The sequence below is a fragment of the Bifidobacterium reuteri DSM 23975 genome, assembly GCF_000741695.1.
GTDB lineage: Bacteria > Actinomycetota > Actinomycetes > Actinomycetales > Bifidobacteriaceae > Bifidobacterium > Bifidobacterium reuteri.
Genome location: NZ_JGZK01000004.1, coordinates 62,875 through 78,584, shown reverse-complemented (window position 1 = coordinate 78,584; position 15,710 = coordinate 62,875). Strand labels below are relative to the sequence as shown.

14 protein-coding genes are annotated in these 15,710 nt (G+C 52.8%); 13 read left to right on the top strand and 1 reads right to left on the bottom strand.

The genetic code is table 11. The features are described 5' to 3' along the window. Positions 1-54 precede the first annotated feature (54 nt). The 13 genes from BREU_RS04690 (at position 55) to BREU_RS04645 (ending at position 14,082) form a co-directional block, all read left to right on the top strand. Positions 55-1,899, top strand: coding sequence for a PqqD family peptide modification chaperone (locus BREU_RS04690; protein ID WP_238567003.1), 1,845 nt, complete (start codon positions 55-57; stop codon positions 1,897-1,899). Then, positions 1,896-2,324 carry a lasso peptide biosynthesis B2 protein gene (locus BREU_RS12635; protein ID WP_081886553.1) on the top strand — a complete coding sequence of 143 codons (429 nt, stop codon included), beginning with the start codon at positions 1,896-1,898 and terminating at the stop codon, positions 2,322-2,324. Before BREU_RS04690 ends, BREU_RS12635 begins: the two co-directional genes overlap by 4 nt. Then, the gene (locus BREU_RS04680) at positions 2,321-4,093 is read left to right on the top strand and encodes an ABC transporter ATP-binding protein (protein ID WP_043164784.1); all 1,773 of its coding nucleotides are present in this window, start codon (positions 2,321-2,323) and stop codon (positions 4,091-4,093) included. Before BREU_RS12635 ends, BREU_RS04680 begins: the two co-directional genes overlap by 4 nt. 371 nt (positions 4,094-4,464) lie before the next feature. Beyond that, positions 4,465-4,782, top strand: coding sequence for a class III lanthionine synthetase LanKC N-terminal domain-containing protein (locus BREU_RS11870; RefSeq protein WP_156100218.1), 318 nt, complete (start codon positions 4,465-4,467; stop codon positions 4,780-4,782). Next, entirely contained in the window at positions 4,766-7,018 is a 2,253-nt protein-coding gene (locus tag BREU_RS11500) for a class III lanthionine synthetase LanKC N-terminal domain-containing protein (protein ID WP_156100217.1), read from the top strand. Before BREU_RS11870 ends, BREU_RS11500 begins: the two co-directional genes overlap by 17 nt. Continuing rightward, complete coding sequence (locus tag BREU_RS12530; RefSeq protein ID WP_257798101.1) at positions 6,999-7,133, top strand: hypothetical protein; 135 nt, start codon at positions 6,999-7,001, stop codon at positions 7,131-7,133. Before BREU_RS11500 ends, BREU_RS12530 begins: the two co-directional genes overlap by 20 nt. Before the next feature lie 63 nt (positions 7,134-7,196). Further along, positions 7,197-8,999, top strand: coding sequence for a prolyl oligopeptidase family serine peptidase (locus tag BREU_RS11495; RefSeq protein ID WP_081886551.1), 1,803 nt, complete (start codon positions 7,197-7,199; stop codon positions 8,997-8,999). 96 nt (positions 9,000-9,095) lie between these two features. Continuing rightward, entirely contained in the window at positions 9,096-9,899 is an 804-nt protein-coding gene (locus tag BREU_RS04670; protein WP_043164782.1) for an ABC transporter ATP-binding protein, read from the top strand. Next, complete coding sequence (locus tag BREU_RS04665) at positions 9,892-11,316, top strand: FtsX-like permease family protein (protein WP_043164780.1); 1,425 nt, start codon at positions 9,892-9,894, stop codon at positions 11,314-11,316. Before BREU_RS04670 ends, BREU_RS04665 begins: the two co-directional genes overlap by 8 nt. Positions 11,317-11,348: 32 nt before the next feature. After that, positions 11,349-11,747, top strand: coding sequence for a DUF6591 domain-containing protein (locus BREU_RS04660; RefSeq protein ID WP_044088997.1), 399 nt, complete (start codon positions 11,349-11,351; stop codon positions 11,745-11,747). A 21-nt stretch (positions 11,748-11,768) separates the two neighbouring features. After that, positions 11,769-12,125, top strand: a complete 357-nt coding sequence (locus BREU_RS11215; protein ID WP_052119033.1) for a hypothetical protein — start codon at positions 11,769-11,771, stop codon at positions 12,123-12,125. A 38-nt stretch (positions 12,126-12,163) separates the two neighbouring features. Then, positions 12,164-13,402: a sensor histidine kinase gene (locus tag BREU_RS04650; RefSeq protein WP_043164777.1), complete on the top strand. Its 1,239-nt coding sequence runs from the start codon at positions 12,164-12,166 to the stop codon at positions 13,400-13,402. Further along, positions 13,399-14,082 carry a response regulator transcription factor gene (locus BREU_RS04645; RefSeq protein ID WP_043164775.1) on the top strand — a complete coding sequence of 228 codons (684 nt, stop codon included), beginning with the start codon at positions 13,399-13,401 and terminating at the stop codon, positions 14,080-14,082. Before BREU_RS04650 ends, BREU_RS04645 begins: the two co-directional genes overlap by 4 nt. Positions 14,083-14,238: 156 nt before the next feature. Here BREU_RS04645 and BREU_RS04640 read toward each other — a convergent pair whose 3' ends face one another. Then, positions 14,239-15,573: an ABC transporter substrate-binding protein gene (locus BREU_RS04640; RefSeq protein ID WP_043164978.1), complete on the bottom strand. Its 1,335-nt coding sequence runs from the start codon at positions 15,571-15,573 to the stop codon at positions 14,239-14,241. Between the last annotated feature and the right edge of the window lie 137 nt (positions 15,574-15,710).

The following is a 15,710-nucleotide window of genomic DNA, read 5'->3' as shown; positions in this document are numbered from 1 at the left end:
CCGAAACCCTGCATATATTGATGATCCCTAGCTGTATCAGGATAGGGAAACGTGATGCCGTTTACGCATAAGAACCCAAACCGTACCGTGATTGTCCGCGGCGGGAAGCCGACGGACCGTTCGAAGCTTCCCGCCTCCATCAGCATCAATGACGAGGGAACATGCGTCCAGGTTCCTCTGTTGAGTGGCGATCGCATGTTCTGGACCGTCTCCAAAGATGAAGTGCTCCTGTCGGACAGCGCCTTCCGGCTTGCAAGCATCACGAACGCCGATCTTGACCTGGAACGCATCATCATGGATCTGCTGCCTTCGCTCCCTGACAGCCTGCGAGGGGACAAATCCCCATGGAGGAACATACATTCCGTACCCGCCGCAACCACACTGCACCTCGACAAATCCAATAGGCCGCGATATACGAGAGCGGAACCTTCACCCATAAAACATGTTTCAAACGACGTAATTCTGGCATCGCTAAGGAGCCGTTTCCTGACGATCGCGGATGAGTGGCGCAATGAGGCACCACTATCCGCCGATGTGTCCGGAGGAGTGGATTCCGCCGCCATCGCATACATCTTCGCCAGTGAGGGGGTTCGTATGCCCCTGTATCATGAAACACCCGACGATCCAATGAATCAGGATTCCCGATGGGCCGAGCGAATCTCCGAGGACGTTCGGATGCCACTCATCAAAATCGGCCGAGTCGTGGATGGAAACAGATCATTCGAATCCACAGCCGAATATCCCAACAGAGAGATACCTGAAGAACCGGTCTTCTGGAGCGATATCGAAGGCTATCTCAGCCGAATCTCCGAAATGGAAGCAGACACAAGCCGTATCCATGTCACGGGTTTCGGAGGAGACGAGCTGTTCGCATCCATGCCATCCTCATCATGGAGTTGTCTGCGGGAACACCCGCTGCGGCTACGGGACATTCGAAGACAATACAGCGCCGATTACCGGGTCCCACCCTATCAGGCAATTCTCGATCTGACCGACAGCACCGATCTGCATGAGGAATTACGGTCATCGCTCCTGGACGCGGAACAAGATCATGGCCATCGCTCCTCGCCTTGTGGATGGCACGATGCCATACGCATTCCCGAATTCCTGACCGCGAAAGCCAGGGATACCCTATATGGCGCCATTGAATCACAATTGAAACACGCCGACATTCGGCCATTAAGCCCCGACCGAAGCCGTCATCAGGCGCTCTACTCTCTGTCAATGCAGGCACGAATGCTCAATCAGGTTAATCGGACGTTCGCCTCCGACGACATAACGTTCCGCTCCCCCTACCTGGACCGTGGAATCGTGGGCTATGCGCTATGCGCCCCAATCAGTGCACGCACCGAGGGAAATCTACACAAAGCCGTATTGTACCGGGCGCTCAAGGGTATAGTCCCCGAAACGATATTCCGGCGTCCCGTCAAAGGCGATCACTCATATTCACTGTATCTGGCATGGCAACGCTCGAAAGACACGCTGCTCGACTCAATCGCCGGCGGAGTGCTGGACGAAGAAGGACTGATCGATATACCAGCCGTACGGCGTCGAGCTTCCATGCCGATGCCTGACATCACGTTTCTGTTTGAAATGCAACGAGTCGCGGCAGTGGAAGGTGGCGACATGCAAACCGATAACACGATGGCGAACACCAGCCTGAAAGACCAGATATCCCTATATCCCAAAGAGGGAGGGGCAATCGTATTCGTCAACGACACCGGCGAATACCTGCAGGTCAACGAAATAGGCCGAATCATCCTCGACGGTCTGATGCACGGCAAAACCGTCGAGGATTGCATGAACGCAATCGCCGAAGAATATCAGACCGACAGACAAATCATCGTCCGGGATACGGAACGATTCCTCGCCGATATAGGGAAGCACGTGCGCCTATGAGTATCCCTCTACAGCCGGAAGCAACCACACGCGTCAACTTTCACGACCGCCTGGTGGCGCTGATTGCCATCATTATCGGAAGACGGATGGAACGACAACGAATCGGAAAGTTCTGCCGCCGGCTTGAAACGTGGTCCGAACGGTATCCGCCAGCCGATGCCGACATGGCGAAGCGTTACCGCAACGCCGTATGTTCGGTAAGCCGCAGATGCCGCAGCCAGCAGGGTTGTCTGCTTCGGTCGCTCTCCACGGCGGCGGCATGCCGCATATCTCGCCGATCCGTCACATGGTGCACCGGGTTCACCGATCGTCCCTTTCGCGCACACGCCTGGGTCGAAGCCAACGGCATACCCATCGGCGAACCTGATGCCGTCAGACGGTACACCATCACCAGAACCAGTTCCGAACGGAAAGATACGCAATGACCGCCAACGACCCGGACGACACCATGCACATGAAACATGCCTCCATGTACAATCTGATTTCTCCTCTCCGAAAATACCGAGGACGGCTGGCACTCATCCTATGTCTTGGAGCCATAGGAGCCGTTATGACGCTGCTCGTGCCTAAGTACATGACCAACTTCTTCCAGAATGGTGTATTCCAGGTTCCCCAGTGGCCCGTCATTGCCGGAATGCTGTTACTCGTCACCGCTTCAGGAGCTATATCAGCCCTACAGAACTACCAATTGCAGAGCACAGGGGAGGATATCGTAAGGGATGCTCGTCTCGCACTAAGCAAACACCTGCTACGTCTGCCCATACGCGAATACGATCAACGTGACTCCGGCGACCTGCTCAGCCGTGTCGGCAACGACACCTCACAACTGCGTAATGCATTCATGCAGTGCACATCAGCCCTTGCATCAGGTTTCATCACCGTCATCGGTTCCGCTGCGTTTATGGCAATGCTTGACCCGATCCTATTCGGCACAGCGATCACCTTGCTCCTTACGGTATTCACGCTCATGCTGCTGTCCGCTAAATTCATCGAACGAGCAAGCTATGACAGCCAATACACGCTCGGCGACCTTACCTCCACGCTCAATCGTGATCTCGCCGGCATCCGCACCATACGCGCTTCAAACGGCTTCGAGAACGAGAATAAGGTTATTGCCGCCTTGATCAACCGCGTCCGCCTGTCCGGACTCAAGATTGCCAAAATCCAGTCGATCGTCAATCCACTGGCCACGATAGCCCTGCAACTCGCAGCTATCATTGTGTTCGGTCTGGGATTATGGCGCGTAACCACAGGGCTGCTATCCGTAGAGAAACTTACTCAGTTCATCATGTTGCTGTTCATCAGCATCTCACCGCTCAGCCAGATCATTTACGCAGGCTCACAAATCGGCAATTCAATGGCCGCAATGAACCGTATACGGGAAATATTGGATATTCCCGAAGAAAAGGACTCTGACACCGTCGTCGCAACAATCAATGAACATATGCCGCTGGCACACAGCGGGCCCCGTCCGCCAGCGGTGGAATTCCAACACGTCTACTTCTCCTATGGATCCAAACCAATTCTGCGTGACCTGAATCTCTCCATATCCCAAGGAAGTGTCACGGCACTTGTCGGGCCCTCAGGGGCAGGGAAAAGCACGATCCTGCAACTTATCGAACGTTTCTATGATCCTTCCAGCGGAAATATCAATGTACTCGGTAAGGACATAACAACCTGTGATCGAGACGATTTACGCAGCCACATCGCATACGTGGAACAGGATTCACCGGCACTGTCCGGTAGCATACGAGAGAACCTACTTCTCGGATCAAACGATTGTAGCGATGATGAATGCCGACGGGTATTGGAATCCGTGAATCTCTCCCATCTGCTAGATCGATCCGACAAAGGTCTTGATATGCAGATAGGGGAAAACGGAATCATGCTATCAGGCGGAGAACGCCAAAGACTCGCCATAGCCCGCGCACTTCTTTCCACGGCAAAAATCATCCTGCTCGACGAAGCCACCGCAAACCTGGACGCCGATAACGAACGCCTTATCACTCAGCTATTGACTCAGGTAGAAGGCCGCACTTTTATTATCGTTGCGCATCGACTCGCCACGATAATTGACTCCGATCTTATATATGTACTTAATCAAGGGCGGATTATCGGATCGGGAACCCATAAACAACTTTTTAAAACGGCACCATTTTATCGCAATCTCGCAACGGAACAATATATCTCATAGCTAAAAGAAATTTGGCGATTTATTACAATAATTCCTCATCTAACTATAAAATATAGTTATTTTATATATGCTGCATATATATCACTTTTCACCGATTACAACCGATTGGACATCTACACAAAATACACTATGTTCCGCTAGGTCAAATAAGCAACACTCTGACTAACTCTATAACAAATACAGACATAAACTATACAAAAAATGTATATATCATCATATGATGACAAGGCCGACGACTGGACGGAAATCTATATCGACTCTTATCTCTTGTCATCTGGAGATGACAGATAACCCATAACGGGTCGCGCGGCACGCGAATAGGTGATGTAATAAAAATGTCATAAGCCATTAATAAGGAAAGAGACAGAATCGTGCCCATCGACCTAAAATATATCCCATTCTGTCAGTCCAACAGTTCCTTCTATGAGCCACCAGATCGTCAATCTTCGCCAAGACTTGATGATGAAATTCACTTTCCAAATAATTGGAAGATATATAAAGGTACCCCATGGACAAATTGTCGTCCTAGTAATGTTAAAATTCCGGAACAGGGATGGAAGATTCACATCTCGGCAACTCTTTGGAATTATGAAAAGATATTAAGAGAAGTATCAAATTATTGTTTTTCAAAAAAAGTCGCATTTAAATATCTATCAACAAAAGCTGATTTTTTTGATTCAAAACAGTAAATATACCGATAGGGCTGCTGCCGGAAAATATATTACAATATATCCAGTAAACGAATTGGAGTTTCATTCTACTCTCAATGGGTTAGACGACATTATTGGGAATGAGTCAGGACCCTATATCCTTTCGGATAGACGTTGGAGGAACGGGCCTATATTCTATCGCTTCGGCGCTTTTATCCCGCCTAAGGATAAGACAAAATATATAAGTGTATTGAAAAGGCCCGACGGAGTCGAGGAGGAAGATGTACGTCGTCCTACCTTTATCGTGCCGGATTGGGTGAAAATACCGGAATTTCTACACGAATCCATAGAATCTCAATCTATACCATTCCCATTCGAGATGAAATCAGCTATGCATTTTTCATGCGGTGGAGGTGTGTATACCGCAGAGGCGTTGACGGATGAATACGTTTCAAAAGGAACTATCGTTGTACTAAAGGAGGCGCGACCATATACGGCGCTTGATTCCGACGGCCATGATGCTGTATATCGTTTGAAGCACGAAGAACATGTCTTATCCGAATTACAAGATACGGGCTTTGTGCCTCAGGTATTCGGAATGTTTAGAGCATGGGAAAACCTTTATCTCGTGATGGAGAAAATACCAGGGAACAACCTTAAGCATGAATGCATGCTTAGAACTCCCATACTAAAGCCAGCTCCTTGGAAACTAGATAATGCTGCCTTTGGGCAATGGGTTGATCATACCGTTTCACAGCTTGATAAAGCAATGTCGCTCTTTCATCGACACGGATGGCTTCTTGGTGATATTCACCCTAAAAATATCATTATGGAAAACGGAGTTAATCCTAAATTTATTGATTTTGAATTCGCGCACAAAATGGATAAAGGATGGCGAATTAAACAAATAGCACCAGGATATGGTCCTCTGACAGGGTTTACCGGCACCGACGCAGATTTTTGTTCATTAGGGTTGCTGGAGTTAGATATGCTTCTTCCTCAAGCCACCATTACAGATCAGGGCAATGAAGGAAGCATTATACGAATCGCTAGACACGCGCAGAGTCATCTCGATATTAACGAAGACTCCATCGAATCTATAATTCAAAAGACATCTAAAAATACTCAGCTATCCTTGGATCAGCGAGCTGTCAATCTCGCTTCTATTGAAGATTTAATACATGGACTAGCTCGGGGAATAAAGGCACACCTTCATTTTGATGAAGGCGCTACAGTTGCTCTACCCGGTGATATAGAACTATTTGGCCCTAATGCTGTACAAGCCTCGGTGGGATACCCTTATGGCGTTGCGGGTGCTTTGTCGACGTTAGCTTTGGCAGGTGATCCAATAGATTCCGCATCGGTTCAAAAAGCATCTCAATGGATTTTAAATCATCTTTCGGGCGTTAAAAACCGAGGATTCGCCGGCAAAGATGGTTTGGAGTATGGCTTACGCATGGCGGGATTTGATGAACTCGCTCGAGAAGCACATTCTTTGCCCGTGGCAAACCCCATTAATCCTACTTATTGGTCCGGATGGGCTGGCGTCGGCCTAAATGACCTAAGTATCGGGTCGAATAAATCATATGATGAACTATTTTTAGCCTCATCAAAGTTGCAGAACATGCTTACCAACGATGTCGAATGTGAATCCGCTGGATTATTATATGGCTGGTCTGGCGCGGCCTTATTGTGGGCCGAAATCTATAGAACGGTTGATCGAGATGAAAAATATGTGGATTATGCACTACATGCAATACAAAACGATATTAAAAAATGTGTTTTGACCCAAAATATGACCATGGAATACGATGAAAAGTGGAGAACTCTGCCATATCTGGGAACCGGGTCATGCGGTATTGCAATCGCTTTATATGCCTTGCGAAAAGCGACCGGAGAATGTCTCTTGGACAAAGAGTATGAGTCCCTAGTTCGCGCATGCACCTACTATCAGTGTGCACAGGGAACATACGCATATGGTATGTCAGGCTTTTTGACTTTTCTGAATGCAAAGGACGATAAAAGCAAGCTGGAATATCAGGTAATTAACTCATATTGCGATTCTCTTCGACTATTTATCATTCCAAGTAAAGGCGGTTTTTATGTCCGAGGAAATCAAGGACTAAAACTGTCGTGTGATTTTCTGACCGGATCCGCCGGAGTCCTCGGATCTCTTGCCGCACTCCAGGGGAAATGGTCAGGCATACCGTTCCTGTCATGGAACGATTCCTTAGATATTAGAAAGGAGGTGCACAATGGGAAACAACGTTCTTGATTTTCAAATCTTGACTGCTGACGGCGAAACGGATGATGCAGCACGTATCAGCACGTTTAGCTTCAATGGCCCCTGCCCGGGCCTGCCGAGTACCTTGACCTACAGCAACTGCTGACAAGACAAGTGTCTGGCACCAATTCGCAAAATTGATGCCAGACACTTTTGCAATGGAGTAACTATGAAGTGTACAACACTCAATCAACCCATCAAATTGTATGAAGAATTCTCTGACAAGTATCGCAGCAAGGCGCAACAACTTTGTGAACATTTAATAGAGGATACAAATAATTTTCATTATTCCAGTAATCAATCGCTCGAATTAATGCAAATTAATAATGAACTAGTAATTCATTTCAAGGATGATCCGTCGCAATATATTCATTTATGTCAAAAACCGATTGGAAGAATATCTGGTTTTTACATTAATTCAGAGAAGACAATAGCGGCATTATTAACGCAGATGCCAAAAACTGATTTTTACACTATTTCATTATATGAATTGAAAAAGCAATCCGCCAATATTCTTCTGAGGTGCAACAATGTTGTACCTCAGATAAGAACGACATACCATTCTATCTATTGGATTAATAAAAGCAAATCAAATCGCCCGTATAAACTAATGATGGCAAACAAGTGTGGCATCATTGAAGTATACGGCACAAATAGTGAATATGATATATTATCTTTCGTTTGCAGTAATGATGCGGTTATTGTTATAAGAATGACGCACGGAGACAATTCTCGTATGCTGTTTTTCGATGATTTCGGCGAAAGAGACACACGCTTTAGGGAAATTACTGCATCACTCCCCATTGATTCGATGGAGATTACAAATACTCTTCTATATGCTATCGTCAATAACCAACTTCTAATTATTAACTTTTTTAACGATATACATGATAGGCAAATGATTCAGTCTCCCCATGGATTTATTCCTAAATCATTGCAAAAGCGTAATGGGATTGTTTATGTGATAGGACGCCTATCGGGCGACTCCGCCATCTGGATTCCATCTCTCGGACAAAATGGGATATGGAAAGCTCCTCCTTGTGGAGTTATTAGTTTTCTTGGATTTCAGGATAGATTCCCTGTTTTCTGCATATCATCTCCAATCCATCAAACGCAAATTGTAACAGGAAATAGGAAAGGATTCTTAGAGGCTGTATCGTCCACACCTAATATTCACTGTCGCAAAATTATTATCCGGAGTAGAGATCAAACAAATATTCCCATTACACTTTTTTATAGACTTGATAGTATTCTCGAGCAGTCTCCTATTCTATTGATGGCATACGGATGTTATGGAATCGCACTTGAGGGAGCCTATGACCGTTTGATTTCATATGTCATACAGTCCGGCATAACTGTTGCCTTCTGCCATATTCGAGGTGGGGGCGAGTATGGGGAGGAATGGCATAGGCAAGCGATAAAAAACAATAAGTTCATATCTATCAATGATTTTCTCGATTGCACTAAAGGATTGATTGCAAATAACTTATGTGACGCCAAACGCATTGGAGCAGTGGGTTCAAGCGCCGGCGCTTTGGTTGTTCTTTCTGCCGCATTGCGCCGCCCGGATTATTTCAAAATTGTTCAATTATCGCACCCTTTTTTAACACCGGAATTGATTCTCACAAACCCCGACAATCCACTTACAATTAGCGATTGGGATGAATTCGGATATCCATCATCATCTTCTTGCTATGACTCGTTTTCACCTTTGGCGCAATTGCGGCGTCTTCCAGCTGATTTTTCTAATCAAGCTCCTGACATTTGGATTACTGCCGGCAAGAATGATATAAAGGCGCCTCTCTTATATACGGAACAATGGCTGAATTCATATTCGGCTATTGTTCCGTCCGCACATAATTCGGTGTTTTTGCAACTTTTAGATGAAGGACATCACAATTCTGATGATTCTTTGACCGGTGGCTGTTTATCAACTATATGGTTACTCGACTCTCTCTTCGACACAGATTGACATCTTTTGATGTCAATCGTCTCTCCGGCATAGACGATTGACTCGTCTTTATGGATACTGTCGGCAGTAGCACTCTCGTAGGAAGGATTCTCGTCCATGAAAAAACAACCAAATGACTTCATTGGGGTAAATACATATTTATCGATTCAGGCGCGTGGGCTGGTCAAGCGTGTGGCTTCCGCTGATGGTTCCAGTCCGAGTGTGATTCTCAATGATGTCTCGTTGGATATTCCCGGTGCCGGGTTGACGGCGATCGTCGGGCCTTCGGGAGCGGGCAAGACCTCTCTGTTGTACGTGTTGTCCGGTTTGGACAGGCCCGACTCGGGCCGGGTCGTCATCGGCGGCACCGACATCTACGCGTTGGACGAGGAGCGTCGTTCGCGGTTCATCCGCGGGCATATCGGTTTCGTGTTCCAGCAGTACAACCTCGTGCCGTATCTGACGGTCGAGGAGAACGTGACGCTGCCGCTCTCGCTCGCCCATCGCAAGGCCGACTACGTGCATGTCACGCAGCTGCTGTCCCGGTTCGGCCTGCGCCAGAGGGCGAGGACCGTGGTGAGCGCCCTGTCCGGTGGAGAGCAGCAGCGCGTGGCCCTGTGCCGGGCCCTGCTCTTGCGTCCGGCGGTGGTGTTCGCCGACGAGCCCACCGGCGCGCTCGACACCGCGAACAGCGAGCTCGTGCTGCAGGTGCTGCGCGAGCTGGCGGATTCGGGTTCCAGCGTGGTCATGGTCACGCATGACACGGATGCCGCCGCACTGGCCGACCGCGTAGTCTTCCTGCGTGACGGCGGGATCACCCACGTCGCGGGCAGGCTGACCGCCGGGCAGATCGTCGAGGGCATGCGCCGCACGTTCGAGCCGCCCATGTCGCAGCACGGTCAGGAGGTTCGCCGTGGGTAGGTATGTGCTTCGCGTGTTCCGCGACAATCTCGCGGGTTGGGTGCCCACGATCATGGTGGTCGCGGTGGTGACCACGCTGGTGGGCGTGTGCATGAACCAGTTCGTGTGGACCTCGTCGCCGTCGTTCGCGTCGGCCGCCCGGCTGGCGGGTTTGGATCCGGCCGAGTTCGCCATGGTGTCGGTCACGATCTATGTCGTGGTGGCGTTGCTTGCGTTCTTCTCGCTCACGGTGGTCGGTTCGGCCACGGTTGACCGCATCCGCGGCACGTTCGCGCAATGGCGTCTCATGGGCGCCAGCCCGAGCCAGGTGCGTGCGGGCATGTGGATGCTCGTGGGCGTGGCGAGCCTCATTGGCTCGCTGCTCGGTTCACTGATCGCGATGCCGGCCAGCCTGCTCGCGGTTCCCGAGTTCGACGCGATGGCCGCGGAGAGCTTCGCCGGCGGGCTCGGCTCGTTCGTCCCTCCCGCGTTCGCGCCGTCCGTGGCGGCATGGCTCGGCTCGCTGCTGTTGGGCGTGGTCACGTGCATGCTGGGCGCGTTTGTGCCCTCGATGCGTGCGGCGAAGGTCCGTCCCATCGAGGCGATCCGCGGCAAGGACGCGCCGATTGGACGGCGTGGATGGCGGTATTGGGTGCGCTGGGCGCTGGGACTGGTTGTCATGGCGGCGGCGCTGGTATTGGCGTTCTCCGGCATGGGCATGCCGCGCGCCCGCGCGTTCGGACAGGAGGCCGGCCAGACGTTCAACGGCGCATTATGGGCCGGGATCATCGCGTCGTTCGGCATGTATGTCCTCGCCGGCGTGCTGGTCCCGATCCTGTTGGACGCGGGACGCGTCATGTGCCGCCTGTGCGGGTCGGCGACCGGCGTGCTCGCGGCCCGTGCCGCTAGGGCGAAGGCCGTGTCCAGTATGAACACCATCGCCCCGCTCGCACTGGCTCTGGGATTGTCCGCGACCCTGCTGACCTGCGCGCGGTCCTACGGGCGGATACTGGCCCTGGGTGGCCATCCGACGAGCCTGAACTACGCGGACTCGCTGCTGATGATCGCGATGCTGTGCATCGTGTCCCTGGCCACGAGCCTGGCCGTCATCGCGTTGTCGAACCGCGGCATGGTCGCCGACCAGGCGCTGCTGCGCAGCATCGGCATGTCGCCGCGCCGGGTGACGCGCATGATCCTGTGGCAGAGCCTGCAATTGGCCGCCGGCGCGGTCGTCCTCGCGCTCATCCCGGTCGCCGTCAGCTCGCTCGTGCTCGCCACACGCTCCATCACGCTCGTCGGTGTTCCGGTGGCCGAGATCCCGTGGACCGGTGTGATCGGCGCGGCAGCGGCCTGCTGGCTGGCGTTGTTCCTCATCCAGTACATGCAGATCCGCCCCGCGTTGCGCCGCAGCGTGGCCGACGCGATCAGAAGCCGTTGACGGCACCGGATTCGGAAAAGGAGGATGAGATCATGCCTGTCCGATACACGGCCATGCCGAGGCGAGCCCCGGTGTCCATGCTGCTCGCGTTCCTGCTAATCCTGACGGCCTTGTTCGGGCTGGCGGCGTGCGGCTCCGTCCAAGGCTCCTGGCCGGACGGCCAGTATGCCGGCCGGGTGCCCGAACCCGATCGGGCGACGACCCGTATCAGGGACGAGACCGACAACGGCTATCTGATCGACGTGTCATGGACCATCGCCGAGGCGAAGGACTACGCGCGAAAGATCAAGGACGCGGGCTTCACCCGCAACGCCACCGAGGAGGAACAGGCCGGCGTATACGACTACACGGCCGACGACGGCATCGTCAAGGTCTCCATCAGTGCATTGCCTGGTGACAACGGCACCATCAACATCAACAAGCTCCAATGACACTCAAAAGGATCGGCGCTCATGGACATTCCCGCACATCACGAACCGTCACCCGGCAAGCCCCTGTCGGCGTCACCGCCCGTCCCGGAGCCCGGCCGGCCGAACCCGCCCCAACCGTTGCAAGCCGCGCCGAACGATTCGATCGTCGGATTCCTGCTGCTCGGACTGTTCCTGTCCCTGCCCGGCGTGCTGATCGCGTGGATCACCGGCCGCGACGGGCACGGATGGGAGCATGGCGGCCGCGTCGCCGCATGGATCGGGGCGCTGCTCTCGCCGTTCGTATGGCTGGCCATCATCATCGTATTCACTTTGTTGTTCACCGGTTCGGTCACGATGCTCGGCTGCCTGATGCCCGGCGCGGACTGTCTCGCCCAGTAAGCACGCCGATGACCCGGCGAGACGGCACAGTGGATCGTATGGAACGGCAAACGGTGAACGTCGGCAGGGTCACGGCCACAGCCATGCCATTATGCGTGCTCGCGGTCGAGGTCATGATGCTCATGTGGGAGCGCATAATCGGCACCCCATTGGACCCGATGTACACGCTCGCCAAGCAGACCGGCGGATTCGTGCTGCTGTTGCTGGCCCTGTGCCTGTCATGCTCGGTCTTGATGTTCCGTTACCGGGTCCCGTCCGTCACATTGATGTCGCAGCTCGTCCTGACCCTAATGCTGTCCTTCTGGCATGCGGACTCGATTCTGCTGGTCCAGCTGGTCGCGGCGTTTTACGCGTTCATGCGCACGACCGGGGAACGCCGCATGTACATCGGATCCCTCGCGACGACGTTGGCCGTGACCTTGGCGACGTTCATGTCATGGCCCGCCAGCCAGTTCCTCGGCGAATGGCCTGGCCGCATCCTCCTACTCGCCCTCGCCGGCGCGATCGCCCTGGCGCACCGCGGCATGGTTCAAGCCAGGAGAGCCACGGCCGCCGCCGGCCTGGAACACCGGCGCGCGCAGACCGCCGTCAAGCAGCGTGACGCCGCGGTGCGTCGTTCGCGCATCGCCGGACAGCTGCACGACAGCGTGGGTCACGGGTTGACCACGATCATCGCTTTATCCGAGGGATTGAGCGGTAAGACCGGCGACCCGCGCGTGGACGAGGCCCTGAAAGGCATCAACGAGATCGCACGGGAAAGCCTGGCGGACACGCGCAAGGCCGTGCGCGCACTGACTGAAACCGACACGACCGACGAAGACCCTGCTGAACCGGGATCCCGGAGCATGCGTTCATGGGATGACATCCGTCCGATCCTCGCACATGCCCGCACGCTCGGCATCATCACCATATTCACCGAAACCGGCATCCGCGCCGACGACGAACCCCAGGCGGACCTCTGCTTCGACGTGACCCGAGAGGCCATAACCAACGCCATCCGCCACGGCAGACACGTCACGCATCTCAACGTCTCATGGAACCACCAGCCCAACGGAGTCACCGTCATCGTCCGCAACGACGGAGCCACCGGTGCGGCGCAAGCCGTCGCACCCGATGACGGCACCGGATTGGCCGGACTGTCACGGCGCGTGCAAGACGCCGGCGGCACGTTCGCCTATGGGCCGGTCGATGGCACCGAATGGCAGGTCAAAGCGGTCATTCCCCCAACCGGGAACATGACCGGGAAGCAACCGGCCGAAAGGAAGATTCAACCATGATCCGTGTGATGCTCGTAGACGACCAGAGACTGGCACGCCTCGGTTTCCAGCTCATGCTCGACGACGTGACCGACATCACCGTCATCACCTCAGCGGAAAACGGGCAATCCGCCATCGACACACTCAACCAGTTGGATGCCAATCACCGGCCATTGCCCGACGTGATCCTCATGGACGTGCGCATGCCCGGCATGGACGGCATCGAAGCAACCCGACACATCGCCAGACACTGGCCCACCATCAGAACCCTCATCCTCACCACCTACGACGAAGACGACTACGCCTTCGGCGGGCTCGACGCTGGAGCCAGCGGATTCCTACTGAAAGACATAAGTAAATCACAATTAATGGAATCGATAAAAGCTGTTTTTGAAAATGGTAAAATTCTTACTCCACGAATAACAAAGAAACTAGTAGAATATCAACAAAGCAAATTCATTTTTCAAGACCAACAAAATATATTTATTGAATCATTCAAGAGTCTTACTACTAGAGAGCGTGACATATGTGCCTTAATCGCACAAGGACTCAGTAATGAAGACATAGCAAAAAAACTATTTCTGGAAACCAAATCAGTCAAACGCTATGTTAGTCGAATTCTATCGAAACTTCATCTTTCAAACCGCACCCAAATTGCAATCAATTGGATTAAATCGGGTGTTTTTACACAACTGAAATAGTGACTTCAATTCAAACATAGGCCCATGTCAATATTTCACACATTTATGAAATGTGCTTAACATGAAGTATCCATCTAATTACGAGTATAATTTATATACTCCTTTATAATACTATATGAACCATAGCTAATTTCTTACAGGAGTCATCTTTGTAATCTATTCATCTTGAAACGATGCAAATCCTTGGTCAGCGGCATAATTTCTTAGCGCTATCTGCCATTTGCCAGCAGCAGTCCTGAAATCGGTCTTGCCGGAGAAGAACGATCCCATATTGTCGTTGTAGATGGAGCGGGCGTAGGGTTCGAAGGGCAGAAACTCCCATTTGCCGGTGACGTTCTTGGCGGCCTGGGAGAAGACCTCGTTGTATTTCTGTCCGCCGAAGAACTCGTTGTCGCTGCCGTCGGCGTTCCTGAGCGTGGTCTTGGCGAGGAAGTCCTTCTGGTCGAGGGTCTTGGTGGTGGCGGGGAAGCTGCCGTTGGATACGCGGGCGTCGATGCCTTCGTCGTTGGTGGTGACGTATTCGACGAACTTCTTGGCGGCGTCGAGTTTGCCGTCGGGGATCTTCTTGGTGATGGCCAGTCCGCTGCCGCCGTATTCGCCGTTGATGGGCGTTCCGTCGATGGTGGGTAGGAGGGCTACGCGGAATTTGCCGGTGGCTTGGGGCACGCCCTGCAGGAGGTTGTTGGCCATCCATGCGCCGCTGATGAGGCTGGCGATGGAGCCGTCGCCCAGTGACTTCATCCAGTCGTCGGTCCAGGTCTTCGTGTGGACGTCGATGAGGTCTTCGTCGCGCATCTTCTGCCAGAGGTTCATGAACCGCTGGGCGCCCTTGTCCTTGGTGATATTGATGGTCAGTTTGTCGTCGTTGAGTTTGTAGGCGTGGCCGCCCATGGCCCACATCATCGCGTTGAACAGGCCGGCGTCGCCGGAGTCGGAGGTGATGTAGGAGCCGGTGGCGCGGATCTTCTTCGCGTCTTCGTAGAACTCGTCCCAGGTGGTCGGTGGTTGGCCGATACCGGCCTTGTCGAACACGTCCTTGTTGTAGAAGTAGGCCATGGGGCCCGAGTCGGCAGGCATCGCGTACAGGCCGCCGTTGATGTTCACGGAGTTCCATGTGCCGGGAGTGAACGTGTCCTTGAACTTGACGGTGTCGTAGACCTTGCTCAGATCCATGAGCGTGTCCGAGTGCACGAACTGCGGGATGGCGAGGTATTCGATCAGGGTGACGTCGGGCAGGCCATTGCCGGCCTGGGCCGCGTTGTTGAGCGCGGTGTAGGTCTCCTCGGTGCTGCCGACGTTGCTCACCTTCACCGTGATGTCGGGGTTGGCCTTCATGAAGTTTTTGGCGGCGCGATCGATGCTGGCGTCCCACGACCATACCGTCAGTTCGGTCTTGCCCGAGCTTGTTGTCGTGTTGCCGCATCCCGCGAGAGGGATGAGCAGCGCTCCGATGGCGGCCGTGGCGATGGCTGCGCGTGTGGTGTTGTTCATGTTGGTCTTCTTTCCGTGCTCGACCATCTTTGGCCGTATGTCGCAACTATTTTGTTTGGATGTCGAACATGATTATGTACAAAGATGGGAAACTTGTCAAAGTGCCGGGGTTTTCATATTGTCAGTCCCCTGATGGG